This window comes from Sphingomonas panacis (assembly GCF_001717955.1).
Lineage (GTDB): Bacteria > Pseudomonadota > Alphaproteobacteria > Sphingomonadales > Sphingomonadaceae > Sphingomonas > Sphingomonas panacis.
Window position 1 is genome coordinate 787,533 of record NZ_CP014168.1, and the last position, 25,314, is coordinate 812,846.

General features: G+C 65.8%; 21 protein-coding genes, 1 tRNA gene and 2 pseudogenes. 7 read left to right on the plus strand and 17 right to left on the minus strand.

Annotated features, from left to right (window positions below; all coding sequences use genetic code 11):
• Positions 1-33 precede the first annotated feature (33 nt).
• The 5 genes and pseudogenes from J0A91_RS24775 to J0A91_RS03665 form a co-directional block, all read right to left on the minus strand.
• Positions 34-713 (minus strand): annotated as a pseudogene (locus J0A91_RS24775) (IS5 family transposase); the annotation flags it as partial.
• A gap of 88 nt (positions 714-801) precedes the next feature.
• Positions 802-1,140 carry a hypothetical protein gene (locus tag J0A91_RS03650; protein ID WP_069203779.1) on the minus strand — a complete coding sequence of 113 codons (339 nt, stop codon included), beginning with the start codon at positions 1,138-1,140 and terminating at the stop codon, positions 802-804.
• Positions 1,140-2,239: pseudogene (locus tag J0A91_RS03655) on the minus strand (IS5 family transposase). Before J0A91_RS03655 ends, J0A91_RS03650 begins: the two are co-directional and overlap by 1 nt.
• Positions 2,240-2,306: 67 nt before the next feature.
• The gene (locus J0A91_RS03660) at positions 2,307-2,813 is read right to left on the minus strand and encodes a type I restriction enzyme HsdR N-terminal domain-containing protein (protein ID WP_150126816.1); all 507 of its coding nucleotides are present in this window, start codon (positions 2,811-2,813) and stop codon (positions 2,307-2,309) included.
• Between the two features lie 50 nt (positions 2,814-2,863).
• Positions 2,864-2,953: transfer RNA gene (locus J0A91_RS03665), tRNA-Ser, on the minus strand.
• Positions 2,954-3,112: 159 nt separating this feature from the next.
• On the opposite strand from J0A91_RS03665, the gene J0A91_RS03670 reads away from it, so the two are divergent.
• The 3 genes from J0A91_RS03670 (at position 3,113) to J0A91_RS03680 (ending at position 5,800) form a co-directional block, all read left to right on the plus strand.
• On the plus strand, positions 3,113-3,988 hold the full coding sequence (locus J0A91_RS03670; RefSeq protein ID WP_069203780.1) for a DUF1134 domain-containing protein: 876 nt from the start codon (positions 3,113-3,115) through the stop codon (positions 3,986-3,988).
• A gap of 44 nt (positions 3,989-4,032) precedes the next feature.
• Complete coding sequence (locus J0A91_RS03675; RefSeq protein WP_240502271.1) at positions 4,033-4,434, plus strand: DoxX family protein; 402 nt, start codon at positions 4,033-4,035, stop codon at positions 4,432-4,434.
• 76 nt (positions 4,435-4,510) lie between these two features.
• Entirely contained in the window at positions 4,511-5,800 is a 1,290-nt protein-coding gene (locus J0A91_RS03680; RefSeq protein WP_069203782.1) for an adenylosuccinate synthase, read from the plus strand.
• Between the two features lie 133 nt (positions 5,801-5,933).
• Here J0A91_RS03680 and J0A91_RS03685 read toward each other — a convergent pair whose 3' ends face one another.
• The 10 genes from J0A91_RS03685 to ku form a co-directional block, all read right to left on the minus strand.
• Positions 5,934-6,239 carry a hypothetical protein gene (locus tag J0A91_RS03685; protein WP_150126817.1) on the minus strand — a complete coding sequence of 102 codons (306 nt, stop codon included), beginning with the start codon at positions 6,237-6,239 and terminating at the stop codon, positions 5,934-5,936.
• Between the two features lie 93 nt (positions 6,240-6,332).
• A complete protein-coding gene (gene aroC, locus J0A91_RS03690; RefSeq protein WP_069203784.1) occupies positions 6,333-7,412 on the minus strand; it encodes a chorismate synthase in 1,080 nt (359 codons plus the stop codon).
• Positions 7,409-7,831, minus strand: coding sequence for an endonuclease domain-containing protein (locus tag J0A91_RS03695; RefSeq protein ID WP_150126818.1), 423 nt, complete (start codon positions 7,829-7,831; stop codon positions 7,409-7,411). The genes aroC and J0A91_RS03695 overlap by 4 nt, the downstream gene beginning before the upstream one ends.
• A gap of 65 nt (positions 7,832-7,896) precedes the next feature.
• Entirely contained in the window at positions 7,897-8,700 is an 804-nt protein-coding gene (gene fabI, locus J0A91_RS03700; RefSeq protein WP_150126819.1) for an enoyl-ACP reductase FabI, read from the minus strand.
• A 19-nt stretch (positions 8,701-8,719) separates the two neighbouring features.
• Complete coding sequence (locus J0A91_RS03705) at positions 8,720-9,673, minus strand: YihY/virulence factor BrkB family protein (protein ID WP_069203786.1); 954 nt, start codon at positions 9,671-9,673, stop codon at positions 8,720-8,722.
• A gap of 6 nt (positions 9,674-9,679) precedes the next feature.
• Complete coding sequence (locus J0A91_RS03710) at positions 9,680-10,597, minus strand: DnaJ C-terminal domain-containing protein (protein WP_206364976.1); 918 nt, start codon at positions 10,595-10,597, stop codon at positions 9,680-9,682.
• Between the two features lie 157 nt (positions 10,598-10,754).
• Positions 10,755-11,648, minus strand: a complete 894-nt coding sequence (locus tag J0A91_RS03715; protein ID WP_069203787.1) for a transglutaminase family protein — start codon at positions 11,646-11,648, stop codon at positions 10,755-10,757.
• Positions 11,649-11,658: 10 nt separating this feature from the next.
• On the minus strand, positions 11,659-14,133 hold the full coding sequence (locus J0A91_RS03720; RefSeq protein ID WP_069206999.1) for a circularly permuted type 2 ATP-grasp protein: 2,475 nt from the start codon (positions 14,131-14,133) through the stop codon (positions 11,659-11,661).
• Positions 14,134-14,223: 90 nt separating this feature from the next.
• Complete coding sequence (ligD, locus tag J0A91_RS03725) at positions 14,224-16,674, minus strand: DNA ligase D (RefSeq protein ID WP_069203788.1); 2,451 nt, start codon at positions 16,672-16,674, stop codon at positions 14,224-14,226.
• Between the two features lie 129 nt (positions 16,675-16,803).
• Entirely contained in the window at positions 16,804-17,661 is an 858-nt protein-coding gene (ku, locus tag J0A91_RS03730; RefSeq protein WP_069207000.1) for a non-homologous end joining protein Ku, read from the minus strand.
• 148 nt (positions 17,662-17,809) lie between these two features.
• Here ku and J0A91_RS03735 point away from each other — a divergent pair, with 148 nt between their 5' ends.
• Both J0A91_RS03735 and J0A91_RS03740 read left to right on the plus strand, forming a co-directional pair.
• Positions 17,810-20,359, plus strand: a complete 2,550-nt coding sequence (locus tag J0A91_RS03735; protein WP_069207001.1) for a TonB-dependent receptor — start codon at positions 17,810-17,812, stop codon at positions 20,357-20,359.
• Between the two features lie 71 nt (positions 20,360-20,430).
• Positions 20,431-20,967 carry a superoxide dismutase family protein gene (locus tag J0A91_RS03740; RefSeq protein ID WP_069203789.1) on the plus strand — a complete coding sequence of 179 codons (537 nt, stop codon included), beginning with the start codon at positions 20,431-20,433 and terminating at the stop codon, positions 20,965-20,967.
• A 221-nt stretch (positions 20,968-21,188) separates the two neighbouring features.
• Here J0A91_RS03740 and J0A91_RS03745 read toward each other — a convergent pair whose 3' ends face one another.
• Positions 21,189-21,854, minus strand: coding sequence for a Crp/Fnr family transcriptional regulator (locus J0A91_RS03745; RefSeq protein WP_169833075.1), 666 nt, complete (start codon positions 21,852-21,854; stop codon positions 21,189-21,191).
• 85 nt (positions 21,855-21,939) lie between these two features.
• The gene (locus tag J0A91_RS03750) at positions 21,940-22,671 is read right to left on the minus strand and encodes a sensor histidine kinase (RefSeq protein WP_240502272.1); all 732 of its coding nucleotides are present in this window, start codon (positions 22,669-22,671) and stop codon (positions 21,940-21,942) included.
• Positions 22,672-22,797: 126 nt separating this feature from the next.
• Here J0A91_RS03750 and J0A91_RS03755 point away from each other — a divergent pair, with 126 nt between their 5' ends.
• Positions 22,798-25,038, plus strand: coding sequence for a CheR family methyltransferase (locus tag J0A91_RS03755; RefSeq protein ID WP_069203792.1), 2,241 nt, complete (start codon positions 22,798-22,800; stop codon positions 25,036-25,038).
• Between the two features lie 103 nt (positions 25,039-25,141).
• Positions 25,142-25,306, plus strand: a complete 165-nt coding sequence (locus J0A91_RS03760; RefSeq protein ID WP_169833077.1) for a hypothetical protein — start codon at positions 25,142-25,144, stop codon at positions 25,304-25,306.
• Positions 25,307-25,314 lie beyond the last annotated feature (8 nt).

Below are 25,314 nucleotides of genomic sequence, written 5' to 3' on the forward strand. Positions count from 1 at the left end.
AGAGCCCCGCCCGCAAGGCGGCCTTCAGACCTCGCTTACGATGCGCTTAAACTCTTTCAGTTTGCAGAAGAAGTTCTCGATGAGGTGCCGCCAGGTGTAGATGTCGGTGTCGATTTTGAGCTTGAGCGCGCGCCCGGGGTGCTGCGAGATGACGACGGATGCGCCACGATCGTTGAGTTCGGCGACGAGCGCGTTGCTGTCGAAGGCCTTGTCGGCGATCAGGCCATCAAAGGCGATGCCGTCGATCAGCGGGGGCACCTCGACGCTGTCGTGGCGCTGGCCCGGCATCAGTCTGAACCGCACCAGATTGCCCAGCGCGTCGGTGAGCGCCAGGATCTTGGTCGTCATGCCACCTTTGGAGCGGCCAATGGCCTGGCTCTGAGTCCCCCTTTTGCGCCCTGCCCGTGGCGGTGGACCTTGACGATCGTGGCATCGACCATGGCATATTCCATATCCGGCTCATCCGACAGCGCATCGAATATGCGCCTGAAAACATCGGCTTCCCGCCAGTCTCGGAACCGCCGGAACGCCGTGCTCCAGTTGCCGAACCGCTCCGGAAGATCGCGCCAGGGACTGCCCGTGCGAACGATCCACAACACCGCCTCCAGAAAAAGGCGGTTGTCCTTTCCACTACGTCCCGGATCGCTCCGCTTACCCAGACAGTGGGGCTCGATCTTCGCCCATTGGGCGTCCGTCAGAATATCTCGATCCATCCAAAGCGTGAATCACATCCAACCCTGTTTGTGAATCCCCACACGCCCTAAGGCAAATCTGTATTTCAATCCGGAATCGTGCTTCCCATTAGCAGGCTGCTGAAAAAGGCCACGGTTTGGCGATGAAGGAGGTGTCGTCGCCATTATCGTAGGCGATTTCGCCTTCGAGCCAGCCATCGTCGCGCAGATCGGCCCATCCGGTGCCGGTGACCTGATCGCCTTCATCGGCACCATTCCAGTCGAAGTCGACCCCGCTAGGGGTGAACCCGCCGTCCACCGAAGCGGTGAGCGCCCCAAACGCCATTTCGCCGGTGCCGTCGGCGTCGATCTTCAAGAAAGCGGGGCCGCACAGATCGAGATGGTCGCGCGACCATGTTGCGCTTTCCACGATCCGCCATTTGCCGACGACGGCGGCGCTCGCGACCATCACCCCGTCTCCAGCAGCTTGGGAAGTCTGACGAGATTGTAGGCGGCGATCGTCAGGGTGAAGGCGAAGCGCACCCGTGCCAGCCCGCGGAACCGGGTCTTTCCCTGTCCAGCCGCAGACTTCACCCAGCCGAACACCTCTTCGATCCGTTTGCGGATGCGGATACTTGCGCGATAGCCTGGATGCCGTGTCGTGCGGCCGTCGATGGCGGAGCGCCGGCCACTCACATTCTGGGCGACGTGCGGTGTCACCCGACGATCCCGCAGCTCGGCGACGAAGTCGCGGGTGTCGTACGCGCGATCGGCCGCCAGCGTGATCCGGCTGCCATGCGGGCGATCGACATCATCGAGCATCGCAACCGCGGTCACCGCTCCACAAAGCCGGCTACTCGCGTGGTCTCGGCATCGACCGCCAGTCTGTTGCGGTTCTCCATCAGGACGTGCCCCATGTAACACAGCTTCGCACCTGCCCCCGGGCTCTTGCGATACAGGCGCGCGTCCGGATCGGTGGTCGATGCATGGGTATCGTTGCTGCGCCTGGTGCTGCGGAAGTCGACCTCGCCATTGCGACCGCCCGGGCCGTCGGCGGGCGGTTCATCCCCTCCGGCCTCATCCTTGGGACGAAAGCTCTTCATGCTACACCATGCCTCGATCAGCGTGCCGTCCACGGAGAAATGCTCACTCGACAACAGGCGCTTCACCTGTGGACGCGCCAGGATCGCCGACAGGAAGTGCGCCGCGATCTCTCCGTCCAGTAATCGCTCTCGATTCTTCGAAAACGTCGACGCGTCCCACGCGGGATCGTCGATGCCCAGACCAACGAACCAGCGGAACGACAGGTCGAAGTTCAGCCGCTCCATCATCTGCCGCTCCGAGCGAATCCCGTGGAACAGCTGCAACAGCAACGCTCGCAACAGCTTCTCCGGCGCGATCGACGGCCGCCCGATCCGCGAATACACCGCCTCCAGCTCCGGCCCGATGTCCGCCAGCGCCTCGTTCACCGGCCCGCGGATCGCCCGAAGCGGGTGGCGCGCCGGTACCCGCTGTTCCAGGTCGACGTAGGAAAACAGCTTGCCCGATCGTTCGTCCGTCCCACGCATCCATCGGCCCCGTTCATCGCGTCCTGTCACGATGAATCATCTCACAGCGAGATAGCCAAGCCCTTTTTCAGCGGCCTGCTAATGTCGCGCGCGTTAGCCGCTTCTCTAAACTTTCACCTGCCATCAAGCTTGCAGCGCGATCAAATACGACGACATCAGCACGGACGTTATTCCGCCCCTTCTCACCAATCTTCTGCAAAATCACGGTTTCGATGGAAATATTTTGTGGCGGATAATCACGATCAATAAGCAAGTGGATGAAATCGATCCGACGAGCCTCTTCACTTGGCGTCAGATTATCGGCCGCGAGCGCCGAGGCGGATAGGGGACCCCGTACAGGGCACGTAAGTAGACCCGGACCAACAATACGGCTGCTAACCGTCGACGCCGGTTTGGCCGCCAACACCTTCTGTTTCTGCCACCAAAAACCTAGTTTATCGTGGATGCGATGCCGCGCCATGGCACCGTAAGGGTGCAAAATGCAACGAGCCGCAGAACGACGGACGATGTGCCCGATCCGCGATGCAGCCAACCTCCGCTTGCAACGATTGTTGGTTCTATTGTTGGCCGGCATCACGAGCGAGCCACTAAGTGACTGTATTTTGCGGAAATTTTTGGAAAAACTGGCGGAGACGGAGGGATTCGAACCCTCGATACGGTTTCCCGTATGACGCTTTAGCAAAGCGTTGGTTTCAGCCACTCACCCACGTCTCCGGCGCACGGCAGAGCGGGGCTATAGCGGCGGTTTGCCGGCGGATCAACCGCATGTATCACGCCGCCTCGGCGTGATTTCGACTCGCCTTGCCGCTTGGTTCATTGCGGATAAAGCATTCGGGGCGCTACGCTTCGTGATCAAGGTCGGGGGAGTGCGCGATGCGCAGACGGATAGTGCAATGTTCGATGGCGGCAGCCGCGCTGGCGATGCTGGCCACCCCGCTGGTCGCGCCGGGGCTCGCGCAGGTGCGCACGGTCGATCCCAACGAGACGATCGACAGCGATCTGCGCTCGCCCTCTACGCCGACGATGGCGCAGCCCAGCGGCCCGCCCCGCGCGCAGGCGTCCGCCGCGCCGCGCTATCCCGATTCGCCGGTGCCGGCGGAGACAGATCCGCAGGTTTCGAGTTCGGCGAGTTCGGGCGCGCGCTATGATTCGCCGGGCGAGTCGCCGCAGGGGTCGCCCCCATCCCAATCGCCACCACCACCCGCATCCGCGCAGGGCGGATTCGACACGCGCGAGCAGGCCGAGGCCGCGGCCAGCCGCGGCGGTGACACGTTCACGCCCGGCGAATTGCTGAGCGCAGCGGAGGGCACGTTCGGCAAGGGTGCGGCCGGCCTGTCGGGCATTCTCGAACGCACGCTCAAGGAACAGGGCCAGCCCAACGCCTATATCGCCGGCAGCGAGGCTTCGGCCGCGGTCGTGCTGGGCTTGCGCTACGGCAAGGGCACGATGTTCCACAAGGTCGAGGGGCAGCGGCCAGTGTACTGGACCGGGCCATCGGTCGGGTTCGATCTCGGCGGTGATGCCGCCAAGGTGTTCGTGCTGGTCTACAATCTCTACGACAGCGAGGAACTCTACCACCGCTTCCCCGCCGCCGAAGGCCGCGTCTATTTCGTCGGCGGATTCGCCGCGACCTATATGCGCTGGGGCAAGGTGGTGTTGATCCCGATCCGGCTTGGCGTCGGCTGGCGGCAGGGCGTCAACCTGGGCTATATGAAGTTCGGCCATAAGCAGAACTGGTTCCCGCTATAAACGGCACGCCGCTTTCGCGCCGGGCGGAGCGCTGGCGGACCGGGCTGCGCTGGGTGCTGGCGGCGGCGTATCTGCTGGCGGGGGTGCTGCATCTGCGCTCCCCCGAACCGTTCCTGGCGATCACGCCCGATTGGGTGCCCGATCCGCGCGCCGTGATCGCCGTGACGGGCATGTGCGAGATCGCCGGCGCGATCGGCATGTTGGTGCCGCGGCTGCGCCGGCTCGCCGGCATCCTGCTCGCGCTCTACGCGCTGTGCGTGTTCCCCGCCAATGTGAAGCATGCGATCGACTATATCACGCTCGGGCGCGGCGGGCTGACGTTGTGGTATCATGTCCCGCGCCTGCTGATGCAGCCGGTGATCGTGTGGTGGGCGCTGTTCGCGGGCGGCGTGGTCGACTGGCCGCTGCGCCGCCACAGCTACCCACGCGCCTCGCTCTTGCGGTAACGATCCGGCATTAACCGTGGACCGGCGCGCCGACGCACATTAGGGATGCGCGCTTTGCGGCAATGTGGGACGGACCTTGGCGAACGTAGCGGTAATCGGCGCCCAGTGGGGCGATGAGGGCAAGGGCAAGATCGTCGACTGGCTGGCGGAGCGCGCCGACGTCGTCGTGCGCTTCCAGGGCGGGCACAATGCCGGGCACACGCTCGTCGTCGGCGAGGCGGTGTATAAATTGTCGCTGCTGCCATCGGGTATCGTGCGCGGCACCCCTTCCGTGATCGGCAACGGCGTGGTGCTCGATCCCTGGGCGCTCAAGGCCGAGGTTGAGAAATTGCGTGGGCAAGGCGTGGCGATCTCACCCGAGACGCTGATGGTCGCCGATACCTGCGCGCTGATCCTGCCGCTGCACCGCGATCTCGACGGGCTTCGCGAGGATGCCAGCGGCGCCGGCAAGATCGGCACCACCCGGCGCGGCATCGGCCCGGCCTATGAAGACAAGGTCGGCCGTCGCGCGATCCGCGTGTGCGATCTCGCACATCTCGACGATCTCGGCCCGCAGCTCGACCGGCTGACCGCGCACCACGATGCGCTGCGCGCCGGCTTCGGCGAGCCGCCGATCGACCGCGAGGCGCTGCTGGCCGAACTGCGCGAGATCGCCGGGTTCGTACTGCCGTTCGCACGCCCGGCATGGCGCGATCTCAACGCCGCGCGCGAGCGCGGCCGCCGCATCCTGTTCGAAGGCGCGCAGGGCGTGCTGCTCGATGTCGATCACGGCACCTATCCGTTCGTCACCTCGTCGAACACGATCTCCGGCACCGCGGCGGGCGGATCGGGGCTCGGGCCGAGTGCGGTCGGCTTCGTGCTGGGCATCGCCAAGGCCTATACGACGCGAGTCGGCTCGGGACCGTTCCCGACCGAGCTCAACGACGAAACCGGCGAGTTGATCGGCCAGCGCGGGCACGAATTCGGCACCGTCACCGGGCGCAAGCGCCGGTGCGGCTGGTTCGATGCGGTGCTGCTGCGCCAGTCCGCTGCGGTCGGCGGGATCACCGGCATCGCGCTCACCAAGATCGACGTTCTCGACGGGTTCGCCGAGATCAAGATCTGCACCGGCTACAAGCTCGGCGACACGACGCTCGATTATTTCCCGGCGCATGCCGCCGATCAGGCTCGCGTCGAGCCGATCTACGAAACGATGCCGGGCTGGAATGAAACGACTGCCGGCGCGCGCAGTTGGGCGGAACTGCCGGCTCAGGCGATCAAATATATCCGCCGCATCGAGGAACTGATCCGCTGCCCGGTGGCGCTGGTCTCCACCAGCCCCGAGCGCGAGGACACGATCCTCGTGCGCGATCCGTTCGCGGACTGATCGGCTACGGCGTTAAGGCGCGATACCATTCCCGTTCGCACTGAGCGAAGTCGAAGTGCGTGCCCCAAGCGTCTCGCTTGCGACACGTCCTTCGACAAGCTCAGGACGAACGGGGGTTGGAAGGGCAGCTCGCTTAGCGGCGTTTCTTCTTGGCCGTCGTTTCGTCAGCCGCACTATCGGCCGGTTGCGTCGTGCTCGGTGTGGCGGTTGCGCTCGGGGTCGTGGTGTCGCCCGGCATCGCGCTGGTCGTGTCGCTCGGCGCTGGCGTGGTCGACATCGTTCCCGATGGCGTCGGCGGATTGGCCGGAACCGTCGGCGAGGTCGTCGTCGTGCCCGGCGCGGGATAGCCGTTGGGTGAGGTCTGGCCGGTGCCGGTCTGCGCCAGCGCTGCGGTCGACAGGCCAAACGCCGCCGCCGCGAAGATCATGCTCTTTCGCATCGCTCTCTCCATATTGCCCGGCTGTTCCGGGTATGGAGGTTAAACGTCCGGCGTTGGCTTTTGGAACTCACCTCACCGTTCGATTCGGGCGATTCAGCGATCCGTGCCACCGCATTGCGCGCGGTGGAGCAGTTTCTGGTCGGCGAGCACCAGCGCGACCATCGCCTCGACCACCGGCACGCCGCGAATGCCTACACAGGGATCATGCCGGCCCTTGGTGCGAAGTTCGGTGGCGTCGCCGTCGCGCGTGATCGTCGGCATCGGCGTGAGGATCGAACTGGTCGGCTTGAACGCGACGCGCAGCGTCACCGGCTGTCCGGTGGCGATCCCGCCGGCGATGCCGCCGGCATGGTTGGCGGTGAAGATCGGGCCGGCGTTCCCTGGCCGCATCGGATCGGCATTCTGCTCGCCGGTCAGCGCGGCGGCGGCGAACCCGTCGCCGATCTCGACGCCTTTGACGGCATTGATGCTCATGCACGCGGCGGCAAGCTCCGCGTCGAGCTTGGCGTAGAGCGGCGCGCCCCAGCCGGCCGGCACCCCGACCGCCTCGCACGCCACCACCGCGCCGAGCGACGAGCCGGCCTTGCGCGCGTCATCGACCAGGGTTTCCCAGCGCGCGGCGGCTTTCGCGTCCGGGCAGAAGAACGGATTGTTGGCGATCTCGGCGGGGTCGAACGCGGCGTAATCGATCGCGTCGCCGCCGATCGCCTCGACCCAGGCGAGGATCGTCACCTCGGGGATCACCGCCCGCGCCACCGCACCCGCCGCCACCCGCGACGCAGTTTCGCGCGCGGAGGAACGCCCGCCACCGCGATAGTCGCGGAAGCCGTATTTGGCGTCATAGGCATAATCGGCGTGGCCTGGTCGATAGGCGAGCGCGACCTCCGAATAATCCTTCGAACGCTGATCGACATTGTCGATATGCAGCGCGATCGGCGTGCCGGTGGTGCGCCCCTCGAACACGCCCGAGAGGATGCGGACCTGATCCGGCTCCTGCCGCTGCGTGGTGAAGCGCGAGGTGCCGGGGCGGCGGCGATCGAGGAACGGCTGCACGTCGGCTTCGCTCAGCGCGATCCCCGGCGGACAGCCATCCACCACCGCGCCGATCGCGGGGCCGTGGGATTCGCCCCAGGTGGTGAACCGGAAAACGCGGCCGAAGGTGTTGAAGCTCATGCCCCCTCTCCCCCTTGGGGGAGAGGGAGGGGCCCGCTCGGCGAAGCCGAGTGGGAGGGTGAGGGCACTAGTGCGGCGCGGATCGCATACGCCACGCCTTCGAGATTGGTCATCACCTCGGCATTGCCAAACCGGATCACGCGATATCCTTCCTGTTCCAGAAATGCCGTCCGATTTGCATCATATTCCTCCGCACCCACATGCGTCTGGCCGTCCACTTCGACCACGAGACGCGCAGCCTGACAGACGAAGTCTCCGTAAAATGGCCCAAGCCGCTGCTGGTGGCGAAACTTGAAGCCGTCGAGCGCGCTACCGCGGAGGATCGACCACAGCCGTCTTTCCGCAGGACTGGCATCACGGCGCAAAGCGCGCATCCGGGCGACCGTCCCGTCACCGACGCTGTAGCGGCTTCTCGGCAAGGCCCTCACCCTTCCCGCCGCTTACGCGGCGGGCCCCTCCCTCTCCCCCAAAGGGGAGAGGGACTTTACACCAGCGCGATATCCGGTGCGTCCTCAGCCTTCATGCCGATCACGTTGTAGCCGGCGTCGACGTGGTGAGTCTCGCCTGTCACGCCGCTCGCCAAATCGCTGAGCAGGTACAGCCCCGCGCCGCCGACATCCTCGATCGTCACGTTGCGCTTCATCGGTGAGTTGAGCTCGTTCCACTTGAGGATCAGGCGGAAGTCGCCGATCCCGCTCGCCGCCAAAGTCTTGATCGGGCCGGCCGAGATCGCGTTGACGCGGATGTTGTCGCGCCCGAGATCGACCGCAAGATATTGCACGCTCGATTCGAGCGCGGCCTTGGCGACCCCCATCACGTTGTAATGCGGGATCACCTTCTCGGCGCCGTAATAGCTGAGCGTCAGCAGCGAACCGCCGTTCGGCATCATCGCCGCGGCGCGTTGCGCGACCGCGACGAACGAATAGACCGAGATGTTCATGGTCAGCAGGAAATTGTCGAGGCTGGTGTCCATGAAGCGGCCGCGCAGCTCGTTCTTGTCGGAAAAGCCAATCGCATGGACGACGAAATCGATCGTCGGCCATTCGACCGCCAGCGCCGCGAAGGTCGCGTCGAGCGCGGCCATGTCGCTTACGTCGCAATCGAACAGCCGCGCCACGCCCAACTGTTCGGCGAGCGGACGCACCCGCTTCTCCATCGCCTCGCCCTGGTAGCTGAACGCCAGTTCGGCGCCGGCTTCGCTCAACTTCTTGGCGATCCCCCAGGCAAGCGAGCGATCATTGGCCAGCCCCATGATGAGCCCGCGTTTGCCCTTCATCAATTCATTCACGCTTGTGCCGTCCCTGTTGTCACGCTTGTTGTGGTGTCTCTACTCCCGCAAGGGGTGGTTCCGCCAGTGCCGCGTTGAGATGTGCGCCGAACACGATGCCGAGGCCCACCAGGAAGAAGAACAGCAAGGTGATGATGACCCCCGCCAGACTGCCATAGGTGAGGTCGTAATCGGCGAGGCGCGAGAGCACGATCGGCAGCAGCGCGGTGATCGACAGCCACCAGGCGGTGGTGAACAGCGCGCCGGGCCATTCCGGCGAACGCCCGCCGAACCGGTACTTGGAGGGCGTGACCGACAGGAACAGCATGTAGAGCGCGATGAACATCACCACCCCGGGGATCGCGCGCGACAGGCCGACCCAGCCGGCGATATCCTTGGAAAAGGGCAGCAGCGTGTAGATGAACTGCTCCGCCGCGACGAGCACACCCTGAACGAGGAACGAGAATACCGCGAGGATCACCGAGGCGATGATCACCGCCATCGAACTCAGCCGGTAATGCCAGAACGGCTTGGTCGATTTGACGCCGTAAGCGCGGCGGAAGATGTCGCGAATCGTCTCGACGAAGCTGCCGACGCTCCACAGCGCGACGAGCGCACCCAGCCAGGCGAGCGAACTGCCGCTGCGCGCCGCCAGCACGTGCTGTATCGGGCCGCGCAGCAGATCGGCGACCGAGGGCGGCAGCACGTGAAGGAACGACGCGACCGCCCGCTGCGTCTCGGCGCTCTGGCCGAGCAGCGAGGCGATCACCGCCGCCAGTATGAAGAACGGAAACACCGTCAGCAGCGCCAGATAGGCGAGGTTGCCGGCATGGATGAACCCGTCCGAGAACACCCCGATCGCCACCCGCTTCAGGACCAGCCACGCATAGGCCAGCCGTTTGAAGCCGACCGGTACGTCCTCGGGTTTCATCCCGATCCCGTCCTCGCCGTGCAAACTGCGTGCTTCGGGCGAGTAGGGCGAGATTTCCGACATGCGGCCTTAGACGCCCAGATTGCCGCGCGGGTTCCTCTTGTCCTGATCTTTCCAGCCCTGCACGAAGTCGATGAGCGCATCGTCGCCGACCGGCAAATCCACCATCAACGTAACGAGCTGGTCGCCGCGCCCGCTGCCGTCCGCCTTGTGGAAACCGCGCCCGCGCAACCGCAGCGTCTTGCCGGAGGTCGAGTTCTTGGGAACGGTCAGCATCACCGCGCCCTCGACCGTGGGCACGCGCACCGACGCGCCGAGCACCGCTTCGGACAGGCTGACCGGCAGATCGAGCCGGACGTTGTCGCCATCGCGCGTGAAGAAACGGTGCGGCTGGATCTCGATCTTGACGATGCCGTCGCCGGCGCCGCCCGGCCCCGGCTGGCCGCGCCCGGCGAGCCGCATCTGCGCGCCATTCTCGAGATTGGCGGGCAGCTTGAGATCGATCGTCTTGCCATCGGCGAGCCGCAGCCGCTGCGGCGCGAGCGTCGCCGCATCCTCGAACGGCACGGCGAGACTGTAGACCACGTTGGCGCCCTTGGGCTGCTGCCGCCGCCCGAAACCGCCGAAGCCGCCAGCGCGCCCGCCGAACAGCCCTTCGAACAGATCGCTCGCGTCGCCGGCGCCGCCGAAATCGAACGGCTGCTCGCCGGGGCGAAACCCGCCCGGCGCACCACCGCCGCCGCCGAAGCCGAACGGCGCGGTCGGGTTGCCGTCGCCGTCGATCTCGCCACGATCGAAGCGCGCGCGCTTGTCCTTGTCGTTGAGCAGGTCATAGGCCTGCGTCACCTGGCTGAACCGCTCCGCCGCTTTCGGATTGTCCGTGTTGCGGTCGGGATGCAGTTCCTTCGCGAGTTTGCGATATGCCTTCTTGATGTCAGCCTCGCCGGCGTCTCGCGCCACGCCCAGCGTCTTATATGGATCGGCCACGGTCTTCCCCGGTTGATACTACGATTCTATCTGGTGTCTTGGAGCGCCAAACGCAATTGCGTGCGGAGCGCCGTCTTTTCAACCGTTCGTGCTGAGCTTGTCGAAGCACGTGTTCCGGGCACGTGCTTCGACAGGCTCAGCACGAGCGGGGTGGGCGCTAAGCCGCCGCCTCCTCCATTTCAGGCGCGACATCCACGCTCACGTCGAGCTTCTGCGCGCCCGCGCCGAGCACGATGCCGTCGATCGGCGCGATGTCGCCGTAGTCGCGGCCGATCGCCATGATGATATGGTCGTTCGCCATCCAGATGCCGTTGGTGGGATCAAGGCCCACCCAGCCGATCCGCGCACCGCACCACAGCAGCACCCAGGCGTGAGTCGCATCGGCGCCGACCAGCCGCTTCTTGCCGGGCGGCGGGATCGTGCGGATATAGCCCGAGGCATATGCGGCGGGCAGCCCGGCGGTGCGCAGGCCGGTGATCATGATCTGCGCGAGATCCTGGCAGACGCCCGCGCGCTTGACGAAGGCTTCATGCGGGCTGGTGTCGATCAGAGTGGCTTCGGTATCGAACTGGAATTCGCGGCGGATTCGCTGCGCCAGCGCCATGCCCGCTTCAAGCACCGGCCGGTCGGGCTGGAGATCGAGCGCACACCAGTCGCCGATATCGCGGTCGAGCGGGATTCGTGGGCTCGGGAACAGATAGGCCGCCGGCCCCGCCGCCGACGGATCGCGGCTGACACGCGCGGCGGCGGCGACCTCGGCGAGCGTCGGGTCATCCGGCGACGGCACCGGCGCGCGGCGATCGACGGCGATTCGCGAGATGCTCTCGATCGACAGGAATTTGACCGGGTCTTCGACCACCAGCCGCATGACATGCGCCAGCCCCGCCTCGGCGCGCGCCGGGAAGGTCCGACCGGACGGCGAGATCACCAGCTTGTAATCGATCAGTTCCTGCCCCGGCCAGCCGATCGGCTTCAATCGCAGATTGCAGCGCGCGAACCGAACCGAACCCTGATAATCGAAGCGGGTGATGTGGCGGATGTCGTAGATCATGCCCCCCGCCTCACGCCAACGTCATCCCCGCCGCGCGCAGCGGCTCGGCGCCCTGCAGGAAATAGCGGCGCGCGATCGCGTCGGACAGGCCGTACAGCCGCCGCTCGACCTGCTTGAGCACCGGCTCGCTCAGCCGCGCCGCGTTGGCGGTCAGCACCCCGGCGAGTAGGACATTGGCCTGCGCCTGCTGGTCCTCCTCCATGCCGTCGTCGCCGAGCACCGGCAGCGCGCGTAAGTGCTCGACGATCCGCTCGATCTGATAGGCGAGGCTGCGCGGATTGCCCGGATCGAGCGCGACGAGATCGACCACCGGCACGCGCGCGATTCCGGTCAGATAGCGCTGGCGATAGCTGATCTGGCTGTCGGCGAGATCGAGCAACGTCGAAAGATCGTCGGTGCCGGTGGCGGCCATGCCGAAGGTCGGCACCGCGCGCGCCATCGTCAGCGCGCGTTCGATTCGCCGGCCGAGATCGTGGAACCGCCACGCGGCGGTGCGCCCCATATGCTCGGCCGACAGCCCGGCGAGCGCGGCGTAGCGGCGCTGGAGCGAGCCGGTGCGGTCAAGCATGCCGCCGCGCGTGGGGTATGGCGCGTCGAGCAGCCGCACGAAATCCGCCGCGAGCCGGTCGCGCGAACCCTTGCCGATGCCGCGCGCGAGCCGGTTGATCGCGCGGACGCTGTGAGTCTCCTCGCTTTCCAGCGCGGTGCGGACGAACTGCATCAGATCGGCGCGCTTGAGGCTGGCCGGCTTGGTCGCGCCGCCGCCGTTGACGACAAGCCCGACCAGCCGCCCGATCGTCTCCGGCCCGAGCGCACCGCCGGCATCGGCGTCGATCGAATTGCCGAGCATCACGCGGATAATGTTGAGCAGCGCCTCGCCGCGTTCCAGATAGCGGCCCAGCCAGAAGAAATTGTCGGCGACGCGGCTCGGCAGCGTGCCGGGGTTGCGGCGAATGTGGACGGTGTCGGCGGGCGGCAGCAGCGACACCGCATCGACCGGCTCCGGCCCGTGGATCGCGACATCGGCGGACCAGGTGCCCTCGCCCATCACCGAGGCGCGCACGTCCGGCGCGGCGCCGATCCGCGCGAACCCGCCCGGCATCACCGTCCAGTGCCCGTCGGCGCCGCGCGCCGCGAACACGCGCAGCGTGAACGGGCGCGGCACCAGCCCGGCCTCGGTAACGACCGGCATCGTCGAGAGCCGCACGATCTCCTGCCCGACATAATCCTGCGGGCGCACCGCGAGGTCGGCGAGCAGCCGGTCGCGCGCGGCGCCGGTGATCTCGGCGCCGGGCACCGGGCTGAGGCTGTCGAGCCCGAGCGGCTTGACGCCGAACGCGGGGCCGATCAGCAGATTGTCGATATCCTCGAGCACGGTGGCGCGCGCACGCTCCTGCCCGCACCACCAGGTCGCGATATTGGGGAGGATCAGGTCGCGCCCGGTCTCGCGCGCGCAAATGCGCGGCAGGAACGCCGCGAACGCCGCCGATTCGGGCACGCCCGCGCCGGGCGCGTTGGCGACGACGGTATTGCCCGCCGCCATCACGTCGACGAGGCCCGGCACGCCGATCTGCGAATGCGAATCGAGCGCGAGCGGATCGAGGAAGCGCGGGTCGATCCGGTGCCAGATCGCGTCGATCCGCTTCAATCCGCCGATCGTGCGGACGTAGAGCTTGTCCTCCAGCGCGGCGAGATCGGCACCCTCGACGAACAGGAAGCCGAGATAGCGCGCGAGATGCGCCTGTTCGGCATAGGAGATGCTGTAGCGCCCCGGCGTCAGCAGCCCGATGCGCGGTTCGCTGCGGCGGCACGCGGCGGCGAGGCCGTCGCGGAACGCCGCGAAGAACGGTGCGTGCCGTTCGATGTTGAGCTTGGCCTGAAGCCCGCCGAACGCGCGGCTGATGGCGAGGCGATTCTCCAGCGCATAGCCCGCCCCCGCCGGCGCGCGCAGGTGATCGGCGAGCACGCGCCACTCGCCGGTCGGCCCGCGCCCGAGATCGAACGCGACGAAATAGAGGTGATGGTCGCCCGGCGGCTGCAACCCCACCATCGGCCGCAGATAATAGGGGCTGCCGGCGGTGAGCGCGGCCGGGATCAGCCCCTTCTCGACCAGTTTGGCATCGCCGTAGAGATCGGCGACGACATGTTCGAGCAATTCGGCGCGCTGGACGACGCCCGCCGAGATGTGCGCCCACTCCGCGCTGTCGATCAGCAGCGGCACCGGCGAGAGCGGCCAGGGCCGCTCCTCGGTGTCGCCGGGGATGCTGAAGCCGGTGCCGATATCGTCGGCGTGATGCTGCACGCGCTCGCGCGCCTGGCCGAGATCGTCGCCGGCGACGGTCGCGATCTCCTCGAACATCGCCGTCCACGCCGCGCTTTCGCCCGCGTCGCACAGCACGTCGCCGGCGCGGCGCTTGGCGCAATAGTCGGTGATCCAGCGCCGCGCGTGGATCGGCGGATCGAGCAGGGTCGTCGCGGTCAGCATCGCCACGTCTCAGGCTTTCGCGCCGGCAATGTCACGCCCCTCATCATAGCCGCGCGGCGTCCCACAAAGCCGCCGCCTGCGCAACCGCGTTCACAGATCGGGCAGCACCTGATCGGCGAAGCCCCAGCCGGCAAGCGCGCGCGATCGGGCGCGGTCGATCAGTTCCGCCACGTCGCGCACGCCCCAGCGATTGGCGCGGTCGATCTCGCGCAATTCCGCCCAGCTTACCGGCGCCGCCACCGGCGCACCGGCGCGCGCGCGCGCCACATAGGGCAGCACGGCCGTCGCGCCGCGCTGGTTGCGCAGCCAGTCGATGAAGATACGGTCCTTGCGCTTGGCCTTGGACATGGTCGCGACGAACCGCTCCGGCTCGGCGGCGCTGAGCGCGCGCGAGAAGCGATCGGCGAAATCCTTCACCGCCGGCCACTCGGCCTGCGGCGTCAGCGGCACGATGACATGCACGCCCTTGCCGCCCGACAGCATCGCGAAGCTGGTGAGGCCGATGTCGGCGAGATGGTCCTTCAGATCCTCCGCCGCCTTGCGCACGATATCGAAGCCCAGCCCCTCGTCGGGGTCGAGATCGAACACCATCCGGTCGGGCTGTTCGAGCGTCGCCACCGACGATCCCCAGCCGTGGAACTCGATCGTGCCCATCTGCACGCACGCGACGAGGCCATCGGCGTCGTCGATATAGAGATAATTCTCGGTCGATCCGTCCTTCTCGCGGATCGGCACCTGATGGACGTGATCGCCGAAGCTGCCAGCGTCATGCTTCTGGAAAAAACACGCCTTGCCGCGCCCCTGCGGGCACCGCACCAGACTGACCGGACGGTTCGCCGCCCACGGCAGCATGACGCCCGAGACCTGCGCGTAATAGTCGGCGAGATCGCCCTTGGTCACGTCCGACTCAGGAAAGATCAGCCGCTCGCGGCTGCTGACGGTGACGTGGATCTCGGGCGTCGCATCCGGTTCCGCCACCGCGACCGGCACCTCCGCCACCACATCCTTCGCCGCCTTGTCCTCGCGAAGCCCGATGAAGCTCGAATGCCGCAGCACGCCGTCGGGCGTCGCCTCGGCAAAGGCGACCTCGGCGACCAGCTTGGGGCTGACCCAGCGCGCGCCGCGCACCGCCGCGCGCGGCGCGGTGACGGTCGGCGTCTTGCGCTCCAGCCGGGCGAGCTTGGCCGAAAGCGAGTCGATCAGCGCCGCATTGAAGCCGGTGCCGACCTTGCCGGCATAGACCAGCCCGTCCGCGCCGTTCAGCCCGAGCAGCAGCGAGCGGAACCCCCGCCCCTTGTCGGACGGCAGCCAGCCGACGATGACGAACTCCTGCCGGCGGATGCATTTGGTCTTGAGCCAGGCGGTCGTCCGCCGCCCGCGATACGGCGCATCGGCGCGCTTCGACACGACGCCCTCGAACCCCTCGCGGCACATCGTCTCGAACAGTTGCTCGCCGCTGCCGATGATATGCTCGGCGAACTGGAGCCGCGCATCGTCACCGCTGACGAGCGGACGCAGCCGTTCCTTGCGCGCGATATTGGGCAGCCCGGTGAGATCCTCACCGTCAAGCGCGAGTAGGTCGAACGCGAAGAAGGTCATGTCGCCGCCGCTGGAAATCGCATCCTTGAGCGTCGAGAAATCGGGCCGCCCATCCTTGAACGCGACGATCTCGCCATCGATCAGCGCATCCTCCACGTCGAGCGCGGCGGCGGCTTCGGCGATGCCGGCGAACTTGTCGGTCCAGTCGAGCCCCGAGCGGGTGAACACCTTGGCCGTGCCGCCCGATATGGCGACGAGCGCGCGATAGCCGTCGTATTTCACCTCATGCAGCCAGCCCGATCCGGCGGGGACAGAATCGACAAGCGTGGCAAGCTGGAGCGGCTGAAACCCGACGTCGCCCCGGCGCAGGCCGGGGCCGCTGCGTGGCTTGGCCTTGCGCTCACCCCGAACCGACCCCTTCGGCTTCACCCCTTCCGCGATCTCCGCCATCGTCCGCCCGGTCGTCACGCTCGTCAGCGCGCCCTCCACCAGCGCATCGGTCGCCCCGGCCTCGGCGTCGTCGATCTTGCGCAGCAGCCAGTTCTCGCCCTTCTCCTTGCCCCTCGGCTTCAGCCGGATCAGCAGCCACTCGCCCTTCATCCGCTCGCCATCGAGGATGAAGTGGAGATGCCCCTTCTCGAGATCCTTCGCCGATTTGCCTTTGATCGGCGCCCAGGTGCCGCTGTCCCACAGCATCACCGTGCCGCCGCCATATTCGCCCGCCGGAATCGTCCCCTCGAAATCGGCATAGGACAGCGGATGGTCCTCGGTCCGCACCGCCAGCCGTTTCTCGTTCGGATCGAGGCTCGGCCCGCGCGTCACCGCCCAGCTCTTGAGCACGCCGTCGATTTCGAGCCGGAAGTCCCAGTGCAGCCGGGTCGCATCGTGCTTCTGGACGATGAAGCGGTTGCCATGACCGGGCGCGAGCGTGCCGGCGGGCTCGGCGGTCTTCGCGAAATCGCGCTTGGCATTGTAGCGGGCGAGGGGATCGGTCTCGCTCATTCTCCCCTCCCTGGAAGGGAGGGGTCGGGGGTGGGTCGGCTTGGGGCCGACGCTACGTTCCCACGCGAGCAACCCACCCCCAGCCCCTCCCTTTCAGGGAGGGGAGCAGGTTGGCGCCTGTGGTGAACCTTAAGCACGCTTCTTCGCCGGAGCTTTCCGCGCCGGCGCCTTCTTCGCGGGTGCAGCCGCACCACCACCCTTCTCGACCGATTTCCTGAGCGCCGCCATCAGATCGACCACGTTCGATCCGCCCTTCTTGGGCGCGTCGCCCTCGGCATCCTCGATGATCTTGCCGCCCTTGGCCTTGCGCTTGCGCTCGACCAGCGCCTTGAGCGCATCGACATAGCGGTCATGGAATTCCTGCGGGTGGAACGGCCCGGACTTCTTCGCGATCAGCGTCTCGGCCAGATCGAGCAGATCGTCGTCGGGCTTGCCTTCGGGAATGTCGCGGAAATAGCCCTGCGCCTTGTTGACCTCGTCGGCATAACGCAGCGTCTCCAGCACCATGCCGCGCCCGCACGGTTTCAGGCTGACGACATATTCGCGCCCACGCATCGCAAGCTGCCCCAGCCCGACCTTCTTGGTCCGCCGCAAAGCCTCTCGCAGCACGATGAACGCCTCTTCGGCGAGGTCGTCGGCCGGCACCACGAAATAGGGCTTCTCATAATAGAGCACGTCGATCTCGTCGGCATCGACGAACTGAGTCAGTTCGAGCGTCTTCTTCGATTCGAGCTTCACCGCATCGATCTCGTCTTGTTCAAGCAGCACGTAATTGCCCTTCTCGAACTCGAACCCCTTCATGATCTCGTCGGTATCGACCGGACCGACCCCGGTGACGACCTTCTCATAATGGATCGGCTTGCCGGTCGGCTCGTGGATCTGCTTGAAGCTGATCTGGGCACCCGATTTGGTCGCGCTGTAGATCTCGACCGGAATCGAGACGAGCGCGAGGCGGATTTGCCCCTGCCAATATGCGCGTGCCGCCATGTCCGGTCCCTTTACCAGCGAAGCCGAGTCAATGTGTGGCGCGCGGAGTCGTTCCGTGCGCGTTTCGGCGCGGGCGAGATCGACCGCCACGAAAGCGTCATGGATCGTCCCTAGGGCGAACCCGATAGTGACCGGGGGGCCTTTCAAGATGATCCGCAACGCATTCCACGCGCTCGCCAGTCTTGCGGCGATCGCCACCGCAACCGCCGCGCACGCCGCGCCGACGGCAGCACCCGCCGCCGAAGCCGCACCCGCGCAGGATGCCGATACCGGCAACGACATCATCGTCACCGCCCAGCTCGCCCCGCAAAGCGCGATGACCGTCCCCTTCGCGCTCACCGCCTACAAGGGCGAATTCCTCGACGATCTCGGCATCACCGAATTCGACAAGCTCTCCCGCTACGTGCCGGGCTTCGTCGTCCAGAACCAGTCGCCCAACAACCCCGGCTTCGTGATGCGCGGCATCACCTCGGACGACGGCAGCTCCTATGTCGAGCCGCGCGTGTCGGTGTTCCAGGACGGCGTCTCGATCTCCAAGTCGCGCGGTTCCTATGTCGAACTGTTCGATCTGGAGCGCGTCGAGATCGCCAAGGGGCCGCAATCGACGCTCTACGGTCGCGGCGCATTGATCGGCGCGGTCAATATCGTCACCGCCAAGGCCGATCCAAGCGCGCCCTATGGCTATGTCTACGGCTCCTACGGCAATTACCACGCCTATCGGCTCGACGCGACCGTCAACGTGCCGCTCACCGACAATCTCGCGGTGCGCATCGCCGCGCGCAGCAAGAAGCGCGACGGCTATGTCGACAACCTGCTCAGCACCGAGAAGAGCGACGATTACAATTCGAGCCAGGGCGATGCGATCCGCGGCTCGCTGCACTGGGCGCCCGGCCAGTTCACGCTCGATCTGATCGGCAATTACGAGCAGGATTCGGCGACCGGCACCGCGTTCAAGTCGATCGCGTACCTCCCCACCGATCCCGTTACCGGCGCGGTGATCGGCGATACCGGGCGCAATTCGGGCGCGGCGCTGGCGCCCGCGAGCGGGTTCGAGGGGGGCAAGCCGCTCGGCCTCGAACGCCATGTCTGGAGCGCGACCGGCATCGCCAATTACGCGTTCGACGAACATTGGTCGCTGAACGCGCTCGGCTCGTACCGGCGCTTCGCGGGTGAGGAAGTGTTCGACGCCGACGGCATCTCGCTGCCGCTGCTCACCGCCGCCGAGGACGCGCGCGGCAACCAGACGATGGGCACACTCAGGCTGTCGTACACGGGCGAGACGTTCGACGCCTTCGTCGGCGGCACCTATTTCCATGAGGACGGTTCGCAGCGCGTGCCGACATCGTTCGACGAGCGCGCCTTGCTCGCGCGGCTCGCCAATGCGCTCAACGGCGGCGGTGCGATTCCCGGCCGCGCCGCCAACGCGCCCGCGCCGGTCTCGGTGATCGACAGCGCCGCGCTGTCGAGCGCGATCCTGCAACGCGCGTTCGGCCTGCCCGCCCCGCTCGCCACCGGCATCGCCAACACCCTTTCGACCAACCACCTCGAAACCACCACCAACTTCGCACGCACCAACAGCATCGACGTGTTCGCCGATGCGACCTGGCACGTCACCGACCGGTTCGATCTCGGCGGCGGCATCCGCTATTCGCACGATGACAAGATCAGCGGCATCAGCGCCTCGGTCGGAAGCCGCTCGGTGCTCGGCGGGGTGATCGCCGCGCAGCAGATCGCCGCCGCCGGCGGCAACCCGACCGCGCTGCTCACCGCGCTCGCCAACCCGGCCCAGGCGGCCTTCCCGGCCAGCGCCGTGCCAATGTTCGGGCTGGGCAGCCAGCCGACCGCCGGCAACGGCAACCGCGTCGATCAGGGGCTGAAGGACGACGGCCTCACCTGGCGCGCGACCGCGCGGTATGCCGTCAGCCCCGAGGCGAACCTCTACGCCACCTATGCGCACGGCCGCCGCCCCGAGGTGCTGAGCGTGTCCGCGCCGAGCACGCCCTATGGCACGCCCAATTTCAAGCAGCTCCCGGCCGAAACCGTCGACAGCTTCGAAGTCGGCGCCAAGACCGCGCTGCTCGGCCACACCCTGTTCGCCGATGGATCGGTGTTCTACTATACATACAACAACTTCCAGACCACCCAGCAGGTCGGCACGCAGTTCATCACCACCAACGCCGGCAAGGCCGAAAGCTACGGCTTCGAGGGCCAGATCCGCTACGTGCCATTCAAGGCGCTGACGGTGTTCGGCACCTATGCGTACAGCCACGGCCGCTTCAAGGAAGGCGCGCGCAAGGGCAACCGCTTCCGCCTCTCGCCCGACACCGCGCTGTCGGCCGGCTTCATCGCCAAGCTGCCCGCCGGCCCGGTCACGCTCGATTTCACGCCGAGCGTCACTTATCAGTCGAGCATCTTCTTCGACGACGACAACGACAAGCCAGCGCTTCAGGCGAAGAATCTGGTGCCCGATCTGATCCAGGACGAATATCAGACCGGCTATGCTTTGGTCGATGCGCGGCTCGGCATCGAGCCGAAGGGCGGCGTGTGGCGGCTCGAAGCGTTCGTCACCAACCTGCTGAACAAGAAATACATCAAGGATGCCGGCAACACCGGCGACGCGCTCGGCCTGCCGACCTTCATCGCCGGCGAGCCGCGCTTCTACGGCCTCGCGATCAGCTTCAAGACCGGCCGCAAATAACGCGGAACGGATTGCATGCGGAACGGTTGGCGTTAAGCGTCACACGCTCGGGCGAACAGGAGAGAACGGACATGCGGATCGCGATCATCGCCGGTGGCCTCGCCGCCACGCTCGCACTGGCGGCATGCCATGAGGACAAGCCCGCGCTCGGCACGCCGACGCCGCAGGGCGCGCGCGCGGTCGCGATGCTGCGCACCGCCGGCGGCGCCGACGTCGGCCGCGCCACCGCCACCGAAGTGTCCGGCGGCCTGCGCATCACCGTCGATGCTTCGGCGATGCCGCCGGGCACCCACGGCGCGCACGTCCACACCACCGGCAAGTGCGACGGCCCCGATTTCGCCAGCGCCGGTGGCCACTGGAACCCGACGAGCATGAAGCACGGTTCGATGAACCCGCAGGGCCCCCACGAAGGCGACCTCCCCAACCTCATCATCGGCGCCGACGGCCGCGGCACGATCGGCGTGACCGTCCCCGGCGCGACGATGTCGGGACTGCTCGATGCGGACGGCTCGGCGCTGGTCGTGCACGCCAAGCCCGACGACCTGATGACCGACCCGTCGGGCAACAGCGGCGGGCGCGTCGCATGCGGGGTGTTTACGGCGAGTTGAATGAATCGGGATGCGTGATGAGCGCATCCCCTCGGCCGTTCGTTCCGAGCGAAGTCGGGGGACACGCCCCGGATGCGACGCCTGGCTGCAACACGCGACTGAGCGACGAGCTTCGCGACGTTCCATAGCTTGCGGATGATGCGGCCGCGGCCGCAAAAACCTTCGGAGGGAGTGGAACGACGCGCCGTCTCGGGACGCACAGCCCCACCATCAACGCCAGTTCAAAGGCGCCAGGCGCTTCGGGAAGCCCGTTTTTCGACGATCGAGCTACAGCCCGCCGGGTTCAGCAGGCGCACGGTCCGACCAGTGGTTTTGATGACTCCGTCGCGACGCAGTACCTGAAGCGTCCGGTTGACGTGAACGGCGGTGAGGCCGAGCGCATCCGCGATCACCTCCTGGGAGATCGGCGGCGTCATCGTATCTGCGCTGCAGATTCCGACCCGCGAAAGCCGCTCGTGGATCTCGCAAAACCAGTCGAGCAGCCGTTCGTACGCGCTGAGCCGGCCGAGGCGCGTGACTTGGCGAAACAGATATCGTTGGTCCAGCGCACGCGCGGCGGCGTAGGCTTGCGCCAAACCGGTTTCAACGCCGCGTGGCGCGGGGGCATGGCACACCACCGACGGCGTCAAGGCGACCACGCTGGCGGAGGCAGGGAGACCAGCGAAACCGACGATGAGATCACCCGGCAAGAGAAACTGAATGATCTGGCGCCGCCCGTCCGCCATCAGATGCACGCGAAACGCCCAGCCTTCGAGGAGCAACAACTGTTCGTCAGGAGCGGCGCCTTCGGTGACGATCTCCCGGCGCGGTGCGACGGTGCAACAGTTTGCCATCGCGGCGTCGAGCGCGCCAAGTTCCTGAGCGTCGATATCCGCCGAGGCGAGCAATGCCTGAATTGCCGGAAATCGGCGATCGGAAGGGGCCGTTGCTACGTTCATGCGCAGTTAACGCATGAACGCGCGAAGGTTTCCTTTAACTATTTGTATTCAATATGATAGCTATTCGACATTGGACGCCGCCCGGCAACACCTCGAACCGCGTGTCCGCACCGATCTGATAGGGCAGTGCTTGTTCGATATAGTCGCGACCGAACCCGCTCGCGATGGGTGCCGACGCGACAATGCCGACCCCCGTTTCTAGCCACGCGAACGTGACGCGATCCCCGTCCAGCGTCCATTCGATCGAGAGTCTCCCGCCGGAATGCTGGTCCGACAGGACACCGAACTTCACGGAATTGCTGGTCAATTCGTGCAAGGCGAGGCCCAAGACCCCAGCTTGCGCCGACCGCAGCTTCACGTCGGGGCCGATGATGGCGACTCGGGGATCGGCGCTGGATGCGAATACCGTCAGTTCGTCGCGGACCATCGCCTCCAGATCGAAAACCTGCGCCCGCAGAAATGCCGTAGATTGGGCATAATATCGTGCCAGCGCATCGAGCCTGCCCGAGAAATGCATCGCTACGTCCTCGACCGACTCCGCCGTCTCGATCGTGCGCGAGAAGATCGACCGGGTCACTGCCAGCGCGTTGCGTACCCGATACTGCAACTCGTTCGCCAACACCGCCTCGCGTTCGCGGCTCGCCGCGAGGTCACGCGCCAGCCGATCGCGTTCGGCGCGAACCGCATCGAGCTGGTCTCTGCTTTCGCCGACAGGCGCGGCTTCAGGCATGCGACGTCTCCTCGATACAGCACCGGTAAAACGCATGCCGGCCAATCCGGTGCCGCGCCATCCGAAATGATACCAAGGCGATACCAAGGTTTTGTTGGCGAGGTGCCGATCTCGCGCGTAGCATGAGCAAACGCTACGCCCGATCCGCGACCGAAGGCCAACATGACCGAGAAACCCCTGCCCGATATCGAATTCGAGGCGTTGCTCCATTACATTCAGGAGAGCCGCGGGCTGGACTTTCGCGGCTACAAGCGCGCCAGCCTCCGGCGCCGGATCACCTTACGGATGGAGGCGGTCGGTGTCGAAACGTTCGTCGCCTATCAGGAGCATCTCGAAGCTGCTCCGGGCGAATTCGAGAACCTGCTCAATACCGTCCTCATCAACGTCACCTCGTTCTTCCGGGACGGTGAGGCTTGGGACGTGCTGAAGAACGAGGTGGTGCCGCGCCTGGTTGCCAACAGCGAACCCGACAAACCGATCCGCGTATGGAGCGTCGGCTGCGCATCCGGCGAGGAGCCATATTCGATTGCAATGCTGCTCGCCGAGGCGCTCGGCACGGCCGATTTCTGCAATCGCGTGAAGATCTACGCGACCGATCTCGACGAAGAAGCGCTGAAGGTGGCGCGGCTCGCGACATATCTGCCGCGCGATGTCGAGGCAGTCCCGGCCAAAATGCTCGAACGCTATTTCGAGCGTACCAACAATCACTACGTATTCGAACGGGAGTTGCGCAAATGCGTGATTTTCGGGCGCCACAACGTCGTCCGTGACGCGCCGATCTCGCGGATCGATCTGCTCGTCTGCCGCAATTTACTGATCTACCTGGAGGTGGAGACGCAAGGCATCGTGCTGCCAAGGCTCCATTATGCGCTCAACCCGGATGGATATCTGTTCCTCGGTAAGGCCGAGACGCAACTGGCCCGATCACCTTTGTTCAAGGTGGTGGAAATGAAGCAGCGCATCTTCACCAAGGTTTCACAGGAATGGCGGCGGCCGATCGGCGGGGGCTTCGGCGGCAGTCGCCCGCCGCGGACGGAGGCACCGCAGTCCAGCCCGGCGATGCTCGAGGCGGTGCTCAACGAATGCGGGCAGGCGCTGCTCGCGGTCGACGAAGCCGGCTCGGTCATATTCGTCAACAATCCCGCGCGGCATCTGCTCGGCGTCGGCGAGGACGATATCGGTCGTCCGTTCCAGGATCTGCCAATCTCCTACCGGCCGATGGAGTTGCGAGGACCGATGGAGGAAGTGTTCCGCAGCCATCGCAGCGTCCGGCTGGAAGATCAGGAATACCGCCTGACGCAGAACGACGTGATGCGGCTGACCATCGATGCGCGCCCACTCTCCCGCGCGGATGGGAGCGTCTACGCGGTGTTGCTCTGCTTCCTCGATACCACCCGGATGCACAGCCTGCAGATGGAACTGGAGGCGGCGCAGGAGACTCTCGAAAACGCGGTCGAGGAACTCCAGTCGGCGAATGAGGAACTGGAGACCACCAACGAGGAACTCCAGTCGACCAACGAAGAACTGGAGACCACCAACGAGGAGTTGCAATCGACCAACGAGGAACTCGAAACGCTCAACGAGGAAGCCCGGTCGAGCAACGAGGAAATGGAGTCGGTCAACGAGGAACTGCGCGTCCAGGCAGAGCAAGCGTCGAATTACCGGATCTATCTGGAATCGGTGCTACGCAGCATGAACGGGGGCATCATCGTGCTCGATCGCAAGCTCGCGATCCAGAGTTGGAACCGCTGGAGCGAGAACGCCTGGGGGCTACGCGCCGAAGAGGTGGTCGGCACCAGCTTCGAGGAACTCGATATCGGCCTGCCGATTCATTTGCTGCGCGACGCAATGAATGCGGTACGGGCCGGGCGCGAGGAAAAGGTCGAACGCATTGTTGAGGGGATCGATCGGCGCGGGCGGCGCATCCTGTGCAATATCGTGATCTCGGGTCTGCTTGACGAGGATCGCGGTAGCCAGGGACTTGTGTTGCTGTTTCAGGATGTCACGGACGAGCACCGTCGCGACGAATATGGCCGCTATCTTGGCCGTATCATGGGCCATGCACTGAATGAGATATACTTCCTCGACCCCACGACGCTCACCTTCATGCTCACCAACGAAGGTGCACAAAAAAAGCTCGGCTATAGCGAGCAGCAACTCGCGGTTATGACGCTTACCGATGTGTTGGCGGGAATCCGCGCGGGTGACATCAAGGCGTTGCTTGCGCCGCTCATGAATGGCGACAAATCCGAGATCGTGTTCGAAACCTTGGTGCGGGACGCCGCGAACCGTGAGTATCCGGTAGAGATCTGCATGCAATATTTTGCAGATGAACACCCGCCGATCCTCGTCGCGATCGTGCATGACATCAGCGAGCGGCAACAGTTGATTGCCGGACGCTGATCGAAATCAATACGAATGCCGTCTAAAACGTGGATTCCATAGCGCACGTTATAGCTGCGGGCGTTGCTCATCAGCATAATAGCCCCAGCGAATGGGGGCATCGATGTTTGATGAGATCGACCGGCGGTATTTCGAGCGGCGTGCGCAGGAATCCCGGGAGCGGGCGCAGACGGCGCAGGCGTCTTCGATAGCCGAGGTTCATCGGAATTTCGCTGAAGAATACGAACGCAAGGCTGCGGCGCTTTCGGCGGAATCGCGGTCCGCCTGACAGACGGG

Coding starts and splice junctions, on each gene's coding strand:
- J0A91_RS03650 (WP_069203779.1), bottom strand. CDS start 1,140: ATGGTCGCGAGCGCCGCCGTCGTCGGCAAATGGCGGATCGTGGAAAGC.
- J0A91_RS03660 (WP_150126816.1), bottom strand. CDS start 2,813: ATGCCGGCCAACAATAGAACCAACAATCGTTGCAAGCGGAGGTTGGCT.
- J0A91_RS03670 (WP_069203780.1), top strand. CDS start 3,113: ATGCGCAGACGGATAGTGCAATGTTCGATGGCGGCAGCCGCGCTGGCG.
- J0A91_RS03685 (WP_150126817.1), bottom strand. CDS start 6,239: ATGCGAAAGAGCATGATCTTCGCGGCGGCGGCGTTTGGCCTGTCGACC.
- aroC (WP_069203784.1), bottom strand. CDS start 7,412: ATGAGCTTCAACACCTTCGGCCGCGTTTTCCGGTTCACCACCTGGGGC.
- J0A91_RS03705 (WP_069203786.1), bottom strand. CDS start 9,673: ATGTCGGAAATCTCGCCCTACTCGCCCGAAGCACGCAGTTTGCACGGC.
- J0A91_RS03715 (WP_069203787.1), bottom strand. CDS start 11,648: ATGATCTACGACATCCGCCACATCACCCGCTTCGATTATCAGGGTTCG.
- J0A91_RS03720 (WP_069206999.1), bottom strand. CDS start 14,133: ATGCTGACCGCGACGACCCTGCTCGATCCGCCGATCCACGCGCGGCGC.
- ligD (WP_069203788.1), bottom strand. CDS start 16,674: ATGAGCGAGACCGATCCCCTCGCCCGCTACAATGCCAAGCGCGATTTC.
- ku (WP_069207000.1), bottom strand. CDS start 17,661: ATGGCGGCACGCGCATATTGGCAGGGGCAAATCCGCCTCGCGCTCGTC.
- J0A91_RS03735 (WP_069207001.1), top strand. CDS start 17,810: ATGATCCGCAACGCATTCCACGCGCTCGCCAGTCTTGCGGCGATCGCC.
- J0A91_RS03740 (WP_069203789.1), top strand. CDS start 20,431: ATGCGGATCGCGATCATCGCCGGTGGCCTCGCCGCCACGCTCGCACTG.
- J0A91_RS03750 (WP_240502272.1), bottom strand. CDS start 22,671: ATGCGTTTTACCGGTGCTGTATCGAGGAGACGTCGCATGCCTGAAGCC.
- J0A91_RS03755 (WP_069203792.1), top strand. CDS start 22,798: ATGACCGAGAAACCCCTGCCCGATATCGAATTCGAGGCGTTGCTCCAT.
- J0A91_RS03760 (WP_169833077.1), top strand. CDS start 25,142: ATGTTTGATGAGATCGACCGGCGGTATTTCGAGCGGCGTGCGCAGGAA.